Origin of the sequence: Kaistia granuli DSM 23481 (assembly GCF_000380505.1) — a bacterium.
GTDB lineage: Bacteria > Pseudomonadota > Alphaproteobacteria > Rhizobiales > Kaistiaceae > Kaistia > Kaistia granuli.
In genome coordinates this window covers 41,670-55,894 of the sequence record NZ_AQYH01000007.1, presented here as the reverse complement: position 1 = coordinate 55,894, position 14,225 = coordinate 41,670, and the positions used below count along the sequence as shown (strand labels likewise).

Below are 14,225 nucleotides of genomic sequence, written 5' to 3'. Positions count from 1 at the left end.
CGGAATTTCTCAGCCCCCCAGCCCCCCGGGGTCCTCAGTTGGGCCGGACCACCTTCGAACGCAATTCGTTCCCCAACATGCATTCCCCTCCCAAGAAGTCCTGAGGCCGGCTCTGCCCGGCCTTTTTCTTTGCCCGCCCTGCACCCGGCCGGCGATCGCCTTGAAACTCGCGCGCCGACCAGCGATATCAGCCCGGCGCCCCAAGTGTCGGGGCCTTGCCAATCACCCTCCCCGGCCCGGCGGCCGCCGCCCCCGGGGACGATCAGCTGCCGGAGTGAAAAGCGTGTCCGAACCGAAGCCCGCCGCCGAGACCCGCTCGTTTGAAGCCGAGGTCTCGCGCCTGCTGCACATGATGGTGCATTCCGTCTACTCCAACCGCGACGTCTTCCTGCGCGAACTGGTCTCCAACGCCGCCGATGCCTGCGAGAAGCTCCGCACGCTGGCGCTGTCCGAGCCGGCGCTGATCGAGGGCGGCGACGCCTTCCAGATCGTCATCGAGGCGGACAAGGAAGCGCCGAGCCTCGCCATCGCCGACAATGGCGTCGGCATGGACCGGCAGGAGCTGATCGACAATCTCGGCACCATCGCGCAGTCCGGCACCCGCGCGTTTCTGGAGCAGGCCGGCGACGGCGCCAAGGGATCGGCCCTGATCGGCCAGTTCGGCGTCGGTTTCTATTCCGCCTTCATGGTCGCCGACAGCGTCACCGTCACCTCGCGCAAGGCCGGGTCGGACGAAGCCTGGCGCTGGCACTCCGACGGCAAGGGCGCCTACGAGATCGAGCCGGCCGAGCTTTCCGAGGCGCCGGCGCGCGGCACCCGCATCGTGCTGCATCTGAACCCCGACAATGCCAGCTACGCCGAGACCGAGACGATCGAGCGCATCGTCACCGCCTATTCCGCCCATGTGCCCGTGCCGATCGTCCTCAAGCTCGCCGACGGCACCGAGGAACAGCTGGCCGACGGCAGCGCGCTGTGGCGCAAGCCGAAATCGGCCGTCACGGAAGAGGAATACAAGGAGTTCTACGGTCATGTCGGCGGCCGCTTCGACGAGCCGGCCGTCACCATCCATTATCGTGCCGAAGGGCGGACGGAATATTCCGTGCTGCTCTACGTGCCGTCGTCGCGGCCGTTCGACCTGTTCGAGCCCGATCGGCACGGCCGGGTGAAGCTCTATGTCCGCCGCGTCTTCATCACCGACGAGGCCGAGATCCTGCCGCCCTGGCTCCGCTTCATCCGCGGCGTGATCGACTCGGAAGACCTGCCGCTCAATCTCTCGCGCGAGATGCTGCAGAAGAACCCGGTGATCGAGGCGATCGGCAAGGGCGTCACCAACCGCGTCCTGGCCGATCTCGACAAGCTCGCCAACGACGATCCCGAGCGCTTCGCCAAGGTGTGGGAGGCGTTCGGCGCGGTCCTCAAGGAAGGGCTGTACGAGGCCCCCGACCGGCGCGACGCGCTGTTCAAGCTCGCCCGCTTCAAGACGACGACCGGCGGCGACAGCTGGCGCAGCCTGGCCGACATCGTCGCCGGCTTCCGGCCGAACCAGACGGCGATCTACTACGCGCTCGGCGATGACGCCGCGACGATCGCCGCCAGCCCGCATCTCGAGGGCTATGCCAAGCGCGGCGTCGAGGTTCTGATCCTCGCCGATCCGGTCGACGCCTTCTGGGTGCGCACGGCGCTCGGCTTCGACGGCAAGCCGTTCCAGTCGGTAACCCAGGGCACCTCCAGCCTCGACCTGATCCCGGTGCTGGAAGCCGAGGCGGCGAAGGACCAAGCCAAGGACGAGAAACCCGCCTCCGAGGCGGCGCTCGCAGCCCTCACCACCCGCCTCAAGCAGGCGCTCGGCGACAAGGTGATCGAGGTGCGCGGCTCGAACCGGCTGGCGACCAGCCCGGCTTGTCTCGTCGCGCCGGAATTCGGCCCCGACCGCCAGCTCGAGAAGATCCTGGCGAGCCGCGACGGCGGCGGCGGACGCGCGGCTTCGATCCTCGAGCTCAATCCGTCGCATCCCCTGATCGCCGGCCTCGCGGCCCAGGCGGTGGCCGGCGGCGCGGCGGAGAAGCAGGTCGACGAGGCGGCGGCGCTGATCTACGGCCTCGCCCGCATCCTCGACGGCGAGGCGCCGGACGAGCCGACGGCCTTCGCCAAGGCGCTGGCCGGCCTGATGGAAAAGAACCTCGGCTGAGAACGAGCGGGGGCAGACCGAGGGTCCTGCCTCCGCTTGGATCCGATAGCTGGCGTTCGCCGCTAGCGCGGCGCGGTCACCATTCCGCGCCCTTCTCGACGAAGGCGGCGCCGAGCATCTCGCCCGGCTCGCCATTCACCGTCTCCGCCTGCAGCAGCACGGCGCAGCCGTCGGCGTCCGCCTGGTTATATTCGCTCATCGGCAGGTCGACCTTGGTCGCATCGCCGCGCCACATGGCGATGGGCCGGAGCTTGGTGACGACGTTGTAGTAGCTGAGCGTACGATCCTGGTTCTCGCCCTTGCGGATCGGCACGTCGATATGGCGCTTGTACAACGCCAGCCAGATCGTCCCCTTGCGCTCCTTCGGCGCGGACGGATCGACATTCGGCCCGATCGCGACATGGATCGCGTCGGCTGTCATGCTCATCCGCATCGGCACGCCGAGCGGCATTTCGGCCTTGAGCGCATCCTCGATCGCCACCCGGTCGCTGCCGACGACATGCGTCCGGCCGTTGACGATCAGCTGCGGCGTGTAGATCTGGCGATCGCCGCGCGCATTGGCATAGGCCTTCTGGCGCAGCGTGAACTCGCGATTGGCGAGCGTATCCTTCCAGCCCAGATAGTCCCAGTAGTCGACCGGCAGGGACAGGGCCAGGATGTCCGGCCGCTTGGCGAACTGCTCGAGAACCTCGTCCGCTGGCGGGCAGGAGGCACAGCCCTGGCTGGTGAAGAGTTCGAGTACCGTGGCCACGGTGGGGGTCGGCACCGGCGCGGTCTCCGCCGACACCGCGAGGCCGGTCATGATGCAAGCGCCGAACGCCAAGGCGATCCAGCTGGACCTTCGAGCCAACATGTCCTGCAATTTATCCTGAGCATCGCAGCGCCCGTCACTCGCGGCGCGTGTCGGCAACCAACATAAGTCCGCAGCCCGACGCAGGCCATTCAAATCGGGGTGACAACGCGTGAGGCGCTGTCCCAAAAGTCGCCGGCAGCATAAAAAAACCGCGCCGCTGCTCGGAAAAGCAGCGGCGCGGTTGATCACGAAAAAGCGATCGCGAAGCTCGCAAACAGCTTAGGCGACGAGGTTCCTGAGCACGTATTGCAGGATGCCGCCGTTCTTAAAGTAGTCGAGTTCGTCGAGCGTATCGATTCGGCAGAGCAGCGGCACAACCTTCTTCGAGCCGTCGGCGAAGGTGATCTCGGCATCGAGCATCTGGCGCGGCTTCAGATCGCCGGCGATGCCCTTGATCGTCACCAGCTCGTCGCCCTTGAGGCCGAGCGTCTGCCAGGAGGTGCCCTCCTCGAAGACCAGCGGCACGACGCCCATGCCGACCAGGTTCGAACGGTGGATGCGCTCGAAGGACTGGGCGATCACGGCGCGGACGCCGAGCAGATTGGTGCCCTTGGCGGCCCAGTCGCGCGACGAACCGGTACCGTATTCCTTGCCGGCGAAGACGACCAGCGGCGTGCCCTCGGCCTTGTACTTCATGGCCGCGTCGTAGATCGACATCTCGACGCCGTCCGGCTCGTGCAGCGTGAAGCCGCCTTCCTTGCCGCCCAGCATCTGGTTCTTGATGCGGATGTTGGCGAAGGTGCCGCGCATCATGACTTCATGATTGCCGCGACGCGTGCCGTACTGGTTGAAGTCGACGACGGCGACGCCATTGTCGGAGAGGTACTTGCCCGCCGGCGAAGCCGGCTTGATCGAACCGGCCGGCGAGATGTGGTCGGTCGTGATCGAATCGAGGAACAGGCCGAGCACGCGGGCGTTCTCGATGTCCGTGATGGCACGCGGCTTCTGCTGCATGCCGACGAAATAGGGCGGGTTCTGCACGTAGGTCGACTTGTTGTCCCAGGCATAGGTCTCGCCCTGCGGCACCGAGATCTTCTGCCAGTTGGCGTCGCCCTTGAACACGTCCGCGTACTTCGCCTCGAACATCTTCTTGGTGACGTTCTCGCGGATGAAGGTCGCGATTTCCTGGTTCGAGGGCCAGATGTCCTTGAGGTAGACGGGCTGGCCGTCCGAACCTGTGCCGAGCGGCTCGGTCGTCAGGTCGACCTGCATCGAGCCGGCCAGCGCATAGGCGACGACCAGCGGCGGCGAGGCGAGGTAGTTCGCCTTGACGTCCGGATTGACGCGGCCTTCGAAGTTGCGGTTGCCCGACAGCACGGCGGCGGCGACCAGGTCACCCTGGTTGACGGCGGCCGAGATGTTCTCCGGCAGCGGACCGGAATTGCCGATGCAGGTGGTGCAGCCGAAACCGACCAGGTTGAAGCCGAGCGCGTCGAGGTCCTTCTGCAGATTGGCGGAGGCGAGATATTCCTCGACCACCTGCGATCCCGGCGCCAGCGACGTCTTCACCCACGGCTTCGACTTCAGGCCCTTGGCGACGGCGTTGCGCGCCAGCAGGCCGGCCGCGATCAGCACGCTCGGATTCGAGGTGTTGGTGCAGGAGGTGATGGCGGCGATCGTCACGTCGCCATGGCCGATCGTGTAGTCGGTATCGGCGACGGCGAAACGCTTGCCGGCCTCGCCGGGCTTCTTGAACTCGCCCTCGAGCGAGGCGAGGAAGCCGGACTTGGCGTCGGAGAGCAGAACGCGGTCCTGCGGACGCTTCGGGCCGGCGAGCGACGGCAGCACCGAGGTGATGTCGAGCTCGAGCACGTCGGTGAAGAGCGGATCGGCGAGACCCGGCTCGCGCCACAGGCCCTGCGCCTTCGAATAGGCTTCGACCAGGGCGATGCGCTGGGACTTGCGGCCCGTCTCGTCGAGATAGGCGATCGTCTCGCCGTCGACCGGGAAGAAGCCGCAGGTCGCGCCATATTCCGGCGCCATGTTGCCGATGGTGGCGCGGTCGGCGAGCGACAGGTGATCGAGGCCGGGGCCGAAAAACTCGACGAACTTGCCGACGACGCCCTTCTTGCGCAGCATCTGCGTCACGGTCAGCACGAGGTCGGTGGCGGTAATGCCTTCGTTCAGCTTGCCGGTCAGCTTGAAGCCGATGACTTCCGGGATCAGCATGGAGACCGGCTGGCCGAGCATGGCCGCCTCGGCCTCGATGCCGCCGACGCCCCAGCCGAGCACGCCGAGGCCGTTCACCATGGTGGTGTGGCTGTCGGTGCCGACGCAGGTGTCGGGATAGGCGACGGTCTCGCCATTCTCGGTCTTGGTCCAGACGGTCTGGGCCAGATATTCGAGATTGACCTGGTGGCAGATGCCGGTACCCGGCGGCACGACGCGGAAATTGTCGAAGGCCGACTGACCCCACTTCAGGAAGCGGTAGCGCTCCTGGTTCTGCTTGTATTCCTCGTCGACGTTCTTGCCGAACGCCTGCGCGTTGCCGAAGAAGTTGACGATGACCGAATGGTCGATGACCAGGTCGACCGGCACCAGCGGGTTGATCCGCTTCGGGTCGCCGCCGAGATTGACCATCGCGTCGCGCATGGCGGCGAGATCGACCACGGCCGGAACGCCGGTGAAGTCCTGCATCAGCACGCGGGCCGGACGGTAGGCGATTTCCCGCTCGTCCTTGCCGCGCGACACCAGCCAGTCCTTGACCGCGATGATGTCGTTCTTGGTGACGGTACGCCCGTCTTCGTTGCGGAGCAGGTTCTCGAGCAGCACCTTCAGCGAGAAGGGCAGCGTGGAGATGCCGGGAAGCCCGTTCTGCTCCGCGTCCTTCAGGCTGAAATAGACATAGCTTTCCGCGCCGACCGTCAGGATCTTGCGGGATTTAAAGCTGTCGGGATGCTCGTTGCTCACGGTACGGTTCGTCCTCGTTTCAGTCGCGGAAACGCATGGCCGAAGTCGATGCACGAAGCGTGCCCGACGCGGTCAGGCGCACCCAAGGTGGCGGCGGAGTTTGGCTCGGCACGCGGTCCATCCCTGGGGTGGTGACGCAGGTCTTGACCGCGGCGCAACCGGCGCGCCGGGTTGCAGGCCTTATAATGAATTTCGTAAGGAGAAGCCAGATCAACGAAAGTCGCCGCGCTTGGAATCTTTCAAAGCTGCTCAACCACAATCAAACCCGACGTCACCTCGCGGCCGGTGCCACGCATGAATCATGCGTCCAGCCAGCTGTCGGCGACCGAAATTGCCGTAACTCGCGGCGGCCGCAGCATTTTTTCGCAATTGTCGTTCAGCCTGACCGCCGGCGAACTGCTCGCCGTGACGGGCGCCAACGGGGCGGGCAAATCGACGCTGCTGCGCGCCGTCGCCGGCCTGCTGCCGCTGGCCGCCGGATCGCTCCGTTTCCAGGGTGGATCGGAAGTCGGCGGACCGATCGGCGAAAGCCTGCATTATTTCGGTCACCTGGACGGATTGAAGTCATCGCTGACCGTGCGTGACAACCTGGCGCTGTGGGCGCGAATCGCCGGCCGCTCCGGCCTTTCGGGGATCGAGGCGCTCGAGGCGGTCGAGCTCGACCATCTCGACGACATGCCGGCCGGCTATCTCTCCGCCGGACAGCGCCGCCGCGCCAGCCTGGCACGGTTGCTGGTCGTCCGGCGCCCGATCTGGCTGCTCGACGAGCCAACCTCGGCGCTCGACGCCCGCGCCGAGGCGACGTTCGGCACGCTGCTCGCGGATCACCTGAAGTCCGGCGGCCTGGCGCTCGCCGCGACGCATCGTCCCCTCCCCGTTGCCGCGACCGCGTCGCTGACCCTCGGTGCCGCATGACCGGCTTCTTTTTCGGCCTGATCGGACGAACGGTGCGGCTGTCACTCGGCGCCGGAGGCGGCGCCTTCGTCGGGCTTATCTTCTTTCTTTCGGTCGTCGCCGTGGTGCCGTTCGGCGTCGGCCCGGACATGAAGCTTCTCGCCCGCATCGGCCCGGCCATGCTGTGGATCGCGGCTCTGCTCGCCACCCTGCTTGGTCTCGACCGCCTGTTCCAGGACGATCGCGACGACGGCAGCCTCGACCAGTTCGTGCTGTCCGGCCTGCCGCTGGAACTCGTCGTTCTCGCCAAGGCGATCGGCCACTGGCTGGCGACCGGTCTGCCGCTGGTGATCGGCGCCCCCGTCTTCGGGCTGATCCTCGGGCTCGACGCCACGGCGATCGGCCTCGTCACGCTGACGCTCCTGATCGGAACGCCGGCCCTGATCTTCATCGGCGCCATCGGCGCGGCGCTGATCACGGCGCTCAGGCGGGGCGGCCTGCTGGTGGCGGTGCTGGTGTTGCCCTTCACCATTCCGGTGCTGATCTTCGGCGTCAGCACGATCACGGCGGTGACGACGACCGGCATGCCGGTGCTGCCGCCGATGTTGATTCTCATGGCACTGACGTTGGCCAGCGCCGTGATCGGCCCGGTGGCCGGCGCGGCGGCGTTGCGGGCCGGCATGGACTGAGCGACATCGAGCAGACAAAAAAAACGCGGCCCGGAGGCCGCGTTTTCATTCTGCAATGGACCCCGCTCAGTGGCGGAAATGGCGCATGCCGGTGAACACCATGGCGAGGCCGGCCGCGTCGGCGGCGGCGATCACCTCGTCGTCGCGCATCGAACCACCCGGCTGGATGATCGCGGTCGCGCCAGCCTCGGCAGCGGCGAGCAGTCCGTCGGCGAACGGGAAGAACGCGTCGGAGGCGACCACCGAACCCTTTGCGAGCGTCTCCGGCAGACCGGCGGTACGGGCGGCATCGGCCGCCTTCTTCGCGGCGATGGTCGATGAGTCGACGCGGCTCATCTGGCCGGCGCCGACGCCGACCGTGGCGCCGTCCTTCACATAGACGATGGCATTCGACTTGACGTGCTTGGCGACGCGGAAGGCGAAGACCAGATCATCGAGCTCGGCGTCCGAAGGGGCACGCTTGGTGACGACCTTGAGGTCCGATTTCTCGATCCGGCCGGCATCGCGATCCTGCACCAGCAGGCCGCCAGCCACCGTCTTGACCGTCGTGCCCTTGGCCGACGGATCCGGCAGGCCGCCGGTGACGAGCAGGCGCAGGTTCTTCTTGGCGGCAACGATCGCCACCGCCTCGTCGGTCGCGTCCGGGGCGATGATCACCTCGGTGAAGATCTCGACGATCTTCTTCGCGGCTTCGGCGTCGAGCGGACGGTTCAGCGCGACGATGCCGCCGAAGGCCGAAACCGGGTCGCAGCGCAGCGCCTTGTCATAAGCTTCGGCCAGCGTCGCGCCGGTGGCGACGCCGCAGGGATTGGCGTGCTTGATTATGGCGACGGCGGCCGTCTCGGCCGGATCGAACTCGGCGACCAGCTCGAAGGCGGCATCGGTATCGTTGATGTTGTTGTAGGAGAGCTGCTTGCCCTGCAGCTGCTTCGCCGTCGAGACGCCGGGGCGAACCTCGCCGGAGGCATAGAAAGCCGCCTGCTGATGGGGGTTCTCGCCATAGCGCATGATCTCGCGGAGTGAACCGCCGAACGAGCGCCAGGCCGGGGCCGGCTCTTCCAGCACGCGGGCGAACCAGCCGGAAACGGCGGCATCATAGGCGGCGGTGCGAGCAAAGGCCTTGGCGGCGAGGCGCTTGCGGAAGGCGAGCGGGGTCGAGCCGTCGTTCTCGTCGAGCGTCGCGAGCACCGAGGCATAGTCGGCGGGGTCGACGACCATCGCGACGAACCCGTGGTTCTTGGCGGCGGCGCGCGTCATTGCCGGGCCGCCAATGTCGATGTTCTCGACGGCGGTGGCGTAATCCTCGGTCGAGGCGATCGTCTTCTCGAACGGGTAGAGGTTGACCGCGACGAGGTCGAAGCCCTCGATGCCGTGCTCTTCCATCTCGGCCGCGTGCTGGGGATCGTTGCGGATGCCGAGCAGGCCGCCATGGATCTTCGGATGCAGCGTCTTGACCCGGCCGCCGAGGATCTCGGGGAAACCGATGACGTCGGCGACATTGGTCGCGGGCAATCCGGCGTCGATCAGCGCCTTGCAGGTCGATCCCGTCGCGACGAGCGCGACGCCGCGCTCATGCAGCGCCCGGGCGAAGTCGATCAGGCCGGTGGAATCGGAGACCGAAAAGAGCGCGCGCTTCATCGGAACGAGATCGGGAAGGGCGACCTTTGACGGCGGAACGGCCATGGCATCCTCGCGGGGGTTGTTCGGTGAGGCCCGCGCGATAGCACGATTTTCCGTGCAATGCAGCCCGCATCAGTCGCCGTGCGGAAGTTCGTCTTCGTGATCGTCATGATAGCGGGGGCGGCCGCCCGGCTCGACGACGCATTGCAGATACCACTGCACCTCGGGCTGGTTCAGCGCGCGGCCATAGACGACGACCTGCTCGGTGCGGCGGCTGCCCCGGATGTCGGAGAGGCGGATGCTCTCCTCCAGATTGACCTCGATGCCCGGTGCGCCGAACTCCCAGGCCGAGCCGTCCGGCAGCGACAACAGTACCGCGTCGCCATTGCCGATGCGTTCGGCGCCGATCGAGGGATGCAGGTGGAAGCGGATCGCGAAAGCATCCCGGCCGCCGCGCGCGACACTGGTGAAGGCATCCGTGCCGTCGACCCGGTCGCCATAGGGCGCGAGCACCAGCCTGCGCTCGTGACGGATGCCGAAGCGCGCCGCATAGCCGTCATGGGAGGCGACCAGCGTCGTCTGGCCGCGATCTTCCTCGCGCGCGACATCGACCCGGCTCGGGCCGGAAATGATGGCCTCGCCCAGCCGGTCGGCCAGGAAGCCGCCGGTCAGGAAACGGCAGGAGGAGGAATCGTTCAGCGTCACGGTCGAATGCGCCGCGGTCGTGCGCGCCATCCGGCGCAGCGCCGTCGCGCCCGGACCCGGCACGCCGCAATTGACGATCAGGGGCTGACGGCCGACGCTCATCTCGAAGGACAGGCAGCCGGCATGGGCGTCGAGCGACAGGACGGGCGCCGGCGGCGCGCCGGCATCCATCAGGATCACGGTGTCGCCGGCCTCGAGACGCTGATAGCCGACATAGGGCGCGTTGCGGCCGGCCGAACCGCGCGCATCATCATAAGCGAGCACGGTGGCGAGCAGGCCGAGCTGGGTTTCGCCCATGCCGTTGAAGCGGGCGAACGAGCCGTCGCTGTGCCGGAAGAAGCGCAGCATCGGCATCATGCGGTCGATGGCGCCGAGCAGCACGGCGGACGGCTGCTGGCCGCGCGCGGTGAACGCCTGGCGGAGCGGCAGCAGGTCGACAAGTATTTCCAGGATGGTGCCGGGATTGCGGCCGACATGGCCACCATCTGGCAGGATCTGGCGCTGCAGTTCCTGGTCGAGCCAGCGTGAGGCCTGGCGCACGAGGCGCGGCTGGTCGGAAAGCGACAGTCCGGCCGCCGCCAGCGCCATCATCACCCGCAGCCGCGGCAGGCCCGGCCGGACATCGCGCGCGACGCGGCGGAGATGACGGACCTGGCGCGTCAGCGCCCGCATGAAGCGGCGATAGAAGCCGTGGTCGCAGCCCTCGAGCACCAGCGGCGTCTGCGCCAGCCAGGACAGGATGCGCCGCGCGGTGACATCGGGATCGCGCGCCGCCGGATCATGGTTCTTCTGGAAGCGGATCCATTCGTCGACCAGCGCCCGTGCATTCGAGCGCGACACGGCGAGGTCGGAGGCGCGCAGATGGCGCAGCCAGCCGAAGGAATGCAGCCGCTCGGCCCAGGCGCGCGACGGCGCCTCGATCTCGAATACCGAGAAACCGGCGACGTCGACCACTTCGCCGGCAAAGACGAAGCGGCCGGAATAGATGTCGTTGGCAATGGTCGGATCGGCGGTGCGCAGGTCGGTCGGCGCGATCAGCAGCCGCTCCGGCACCTGGCCGTAATATTTCCAGCGGTAGAGAGGGCTGGCGTGGAACGCATAGCGCGTGCGGCGCCATGCGGACGTGAGTGCGAAGCGGACGAGCCGACCCCGACCGGATCCTGCTCCGAACGCCATACTCTCTCGCTCCCTCATCTGCCGCTGATAATTTTCTGAACTGTCCATTCGACGGGGCGAACGAATCAGTCCACCGGCCTTGCGACCCATCTAATTGCGCATTGATTCAAATGGAAACCGTTTCCGGGGGGCCGGGAACTGCTCCATCCCAAGGGAATCGGGATGAAGCAGCCGGTTTTGGCGTGCAACAGCCACCACGGCCAACGAGTGGTTGCCATCCCAACCGGCGATCCTAGAGACGCCGGAAGCGGGCGGCAAAGAACCCGTCGAGGCCGGAAAGCCGCGGTTCGTCGTTCGGCAGATCGGACGGCAGAGTGCGCAGGAAGCCGTCGCGACAGATCGCTTCGATGCCGCCGACCTCCTCCGGCCGGATCGGTTCCAGCGCCAGCGGCAGGCTCGACAGAGCCAGCGCCACCTGATCCTCGCCCTCGGCACGCTCCAGCGAACAGGTGCAATAGACCAGCGTGCCGCCCGAGCGCAGCATCGAGGTCGCCCGCGCCAGCAGCGACATCTGCAGATTGGCCAGCGCCTTGATGTCGGAGGGCCGTTTCAGCACCGCGACGTCGGGATGCCGGCGGATCGTGCCGGTCGCCGAGCAGGGCGCGTCGAGCAGGATGGCGTCGAACAGGCGGTTCGGCTGCCAGGTCTCGACATCGGCCGCGATCGTGCCGATCTGCAGCTTGAGGCGCGAGAGGTTTTCCCGCACGCGCTGCAGGCGCGCCTCGGAAATATCGACCGCCATCACCTTGGCGCCGGCGAGCGCCAGCTGCGCCGTCTTGCCGCCGGGCGCGGCGCAGAGATCGGCGACGTCGAGACCGTCTACATTGCCGAGCAGCTTGGCCGGCAACGCGGCGGCGGCGTCCTGCACCCACCATTGCCCTTCGGCGAAGCCCGGCAGTGCGTCAATCGGTCCGTGCGCAATCAGCCGGACGGTGCCGGTCGGCAGCACGATGCCGCCGAGCTTCTCGGCCCAGCCTTCGGGATCGGATTTGACCGACAGGTCGAGCGACGGCTCGAGCAGGTGGGCTGCCGCCATCGCCGCCGTCGTGGCGGCGCCATAGTCGGTGACCCAGCGCTCATAGAGCCAGTCCGGCACATTGAGGCGAACCTCGTCCTGCGAGGCGAGGATGGCATCGCGCTGCTCGGTCAGCCGGCGCAGCACGGCATTGACCAGACCCTTGAAATGGCGGGCATCGCGATCCGCTTCGGCGGTCTCGACGGCGATCGAGACGGCGGCGTGATCCGGCACATCCATGAACAGGATCTGCGCGGCGGCGACATGCAGGATGGCCGGCAGTGGCCCCGATTTGCGCGGCAGAGCCTTGTCGAGAAAGCGACCAAGCGCGTCCTCGATCTGGCCGCGCCGACGCAGCGCGATGCCGAGAATGGCGCGCGCCAACCCGCGTTCGCGCGGGTCGAGCGTCTCGAACGGGCCGTCGGTCGCATCGATCGCGCTGTCGAGCGCGCGATGATCGGCCAGCACGGCCATCAAGGCCGTCGTCGCAGCCTGGCGGGCGGCGACACCGGGCGCCAGACGCTGACGCGGCGCGTTGCGGGAAGGACGATTGCCAGACGGCGTTGTTTTCTTGCTCAACCCCACGGCCCCCGGCCGGAGGAACCGTTCGAACCCGAGCCACCCTGGCCCCAGGGACCCCGGGATGCGCCGGCCGACGGCCGCGCCGAGCGGAAGCCGCCCGGCAGGTTGACGCCGGCATTCGGCCGGCCCGTGGCCGAACCGCCGCCGCCGCGACCGCCGAATTCGGCTTCCATCGCCAGCAAGGCCGCGATCCGGTTCTCAGTGTCCGGATGTGTCGAGAAAAGATTGTCCATACGCTGCCCGGATAGCGGGTTGATGATGAAGAGATGGGCGGATGCCGGATTGGCCTCCGCCGCCTCATTGGGAATATGCGCGGCGCCGCTGGCGATCTTGGCAAGCGCCGAAGCGAGCGCGCGCGGCTGGCCGCAGATCTCGGCGCCGAGACGATCGGCCGAATATTCGCGTGTCCGGCTGATGGCCATCTGCACCAGCATGGCCGCCATCGGCGCGACGATCATCATGACGATCGTGCCGATCATGCCGATCCCGCCACCGCCCTCGCGGTCGCGGTTGCCACCGAACAGGAAGGCGAAATTCGCCAGCATCGAGATGGCGCCGGCGAGCGTCGCGGTGATGGTCATGATCAGCGTGTCATGATTCTTCACATGCGCCAGCTCATGCGCCATCACGCCGGCGATCTCGTCGCGGTTCAGCACCTGCAACAGCCCCGTCGACGCCGCGACGGCAGCATTCTGCGGATTACGACCGGTGGCAAAGGCGTTGGGCTGGGCGGAATCGATGACATAGACCTTCGGCATGGGCAGACCGGCGCGCTGGGCGAGCTGGCGAACAATGGCGTAGTACTCCGGCGCGCTGCGTTCGTCGACCTCATGGGCGCCGTACATGCGCAGCACCATCTTGTCGGAGTTCCAGTAGCTGAAGATATTCATGCCGGCCGCGATGACGAAGGCGATCATCATGCCGCTCGAACCACCGATCAGATAGCCGACTCCCATGAAGAGGGCGGTCATGGCCGCAATCAGCATGGCAGTTCGCATCACGTTCATCGGTCGCTCCGGTCTCTTTGGGTGCGGATCGGCGCATTGCAGCGCCCCGCGGGATCGACCTATATGATGGGAAGATGCGGGTCGACCTGCAAGTTGCAGGCTCGGCCTCCCTAATCCTGCCGGGTCGCGAGCCGCGCTGCCGGCGTCCCGACTGGCCCGAGACCAAGCCGCTTGGCCTCCAACCGTCCAAGGCCCATGACCGACGAAGCAATCCCCTCCCCGCGCCCGCTCACCGAGGCGGCCCGCCGCGCGCTCGCCGAGGCAGAAGCCCGCCGTGCCGAGATCGACGCCGCCATGAAACGCCCGCGCGAGATCCTCGGCCGCTCCGGCCCCGAGCCGATCCGCTACGGCGACTGGGAAAACAAGGGCATCGCCAGCGACTTCTGAGACTAGCCACACTGGAGTATTCCGGCCGTCGGCCAGCCGCTCCCCGTCATCCCGGACGCAGCGAAGCGGAGATCCGGGATCCATGCTGCCATGGCCTGATGCCGACGGCGCGATGACGGGTTTGCGGCGAAGCGAATACGAACGAGGCGGCGGATGGATGGATCCCGGGTCAAGCCCGGGATGACGACGAGGGTGTCAC

10 protein-coding genes are annotated in these 14,225 nt (G+C 67.2%); 4 read left to right on the top strand and 6 right to left on the bottom strand.

The features are described from left to right. Positions 1 to 283 precede the first annotated feature (283 nt). Entirely contained in the window at positions 284 to 2,188 is a 1,905-nt protein-coding gene (htpG, locus tag G342_RS0110210) for a molecular chaperone HtpG (RefSeq protein WP_018183039.1), read from the top strand. Positions 2,189 to 2,264: 76 nt separating this feature from the next. Here the strand turns inward: htpG and G342_RS0110205 are convergent, their stop codons facing one another. Together G342_RS0110205 and acnA are read right to left on the bottom strand one after the other, a co-directional pair. Beyond that, positions 2,265 to 2,990 carry a DUF1223 domain-containing protein gene (locus G342_RS0110205; RefSeq protein ID WP_198010772.1) on the bottom strand — a complete coding sequence of 242 codons (726 nt, stop codon included), beginning with the start codon at positions 2,988 to 2,990 and terminating at the stop codon, positions 2,265 to 2,267. A gap of 270 nt (positions 2,991 to 3,260) precedes the next feature. After that, positions 3,261 to 5,951 (bottom strand): aconitate hydratase AcnA, encoded by a 2,691-nt coding sequence (acnA, locus tag G342_RS0110200; RefSeq protein ID WP_018183037.1) that lies wholly within the window; start codon positions 5,949 to 5,951, stop codon positions 3,261 to 3,263. Positions 5,952 to 6,245: 294 nt separating this feature from the next. Between acnA and ccmA the strand changes: the two genes are divergently transcribed. Both ccmA and ccmB read left to right on the top strand, forming a co-directional pair. Next, the gene (ccmA, locus tag G342_RS0110195) at positions 6,246 to 6,866 is read left to right on the top strand and encodes a heme ABC exporter ATP-binding protein CcmA (protein WP_018183036.1); all 621 of its coding nucleotides are present in this window, start codon (positions 6,246 to 6,248) and stop codon (positions 6,864 to 6,866) included. Then, a complete protein-coding gene (gene ccmB, locus G342_RS0110190; protein WP_018183035.1) occupies positions 6,863 to 7,534 on the top strand; it encodes a heme exporter protein CcmB in 672 nt (223 codons plus the stop codon). The genes ccmA and ccmB overlap by 4 nt, the downstream gene beginning before the upstream one ends. A 66-nt stretch (positions 7,535 to 7,600) precedes the next feature. Here ccmB and purH read toward each other — a convergent pair whose 3' ends face one another. The 4 genes from purH to htpX all read right to left on the bottom strand — a co-directional run bounded on the left by purH (position 7,601) and on the right by htpX (position 13,639). Further along, complete coding sequence (purH, locus tag G342_RS0110185; RefSeq protein WP_018183034.1) at positions 7,601 to 9,217, bottom strand: bifunctional phosphoribosylaminoimidazolecarboxamide formyltransferase/IMP cyclohydrolase; 1,617 nt, start codon at positions 9,215 to 9,217, stop codon at positions 7,601 to 7,603. A gap of 69 nt (positions 9,218 to 9,286) precedes the next feature. Then, a complete protein-coding gene (locus G342_RS0110180) occupies positions 9,287 to 11,035 on the bottom strand; it encodes a heparinase II/III family protein (RefSeq protein WP_018183033.1) in 1,749 nt (582 codons plus the stop codon). A gap of 232 nt (positions 11,036 to 11,267) precedes the next feature. Beyond that, positions 11,268 to 12,524 carry an RsmB/NOP family class I SAM-dependent RNA methyltransferase gene (locus G342_RS0110175; protein WP_018183032.1) on the bottom strand — a complete coding sequence of 419 codons (1,257 nt, stop codon included), beginning with the start codon at positions 12,522 to 12,524 and terminating at the stop codon, positions 11,268 to 11,270. A gap of 101 nt (positions 12,525 to 12,625) precedes the next feature. Continuing rightward, positions 12,626 to 13,639 (bottom strand): zinc metalloprotease HtpX, encoded by a 1,014-nt coding sequence (gene htpX / locus G342_RS0110170; protein ID WP_018183031.1) that lies wholly within the window; start codon positions 13,637 to 13,639, stop codon positions 12,626 to 12,628. A gap of 195 nt (positions 13,640 to 13,834) precedes the next feature. Here htpX and G342_RS0110165 point away from each other — a divergent pair, with 195 nt between their 5' ends. Then, positions 13,835 to 14,026: a DUF1674 domain-containing protein gene (locus tag G342_RS0110165; protein ID WP_018183030.1), complete on the top strand. Its 192-nt coding sequence runs from the start codon at positions 13,835 to 13,837 to the stop codon at positions 14,024 to 14,026. Positions 14,027 to 14,225: the final 199 nt, after the last annotated feature.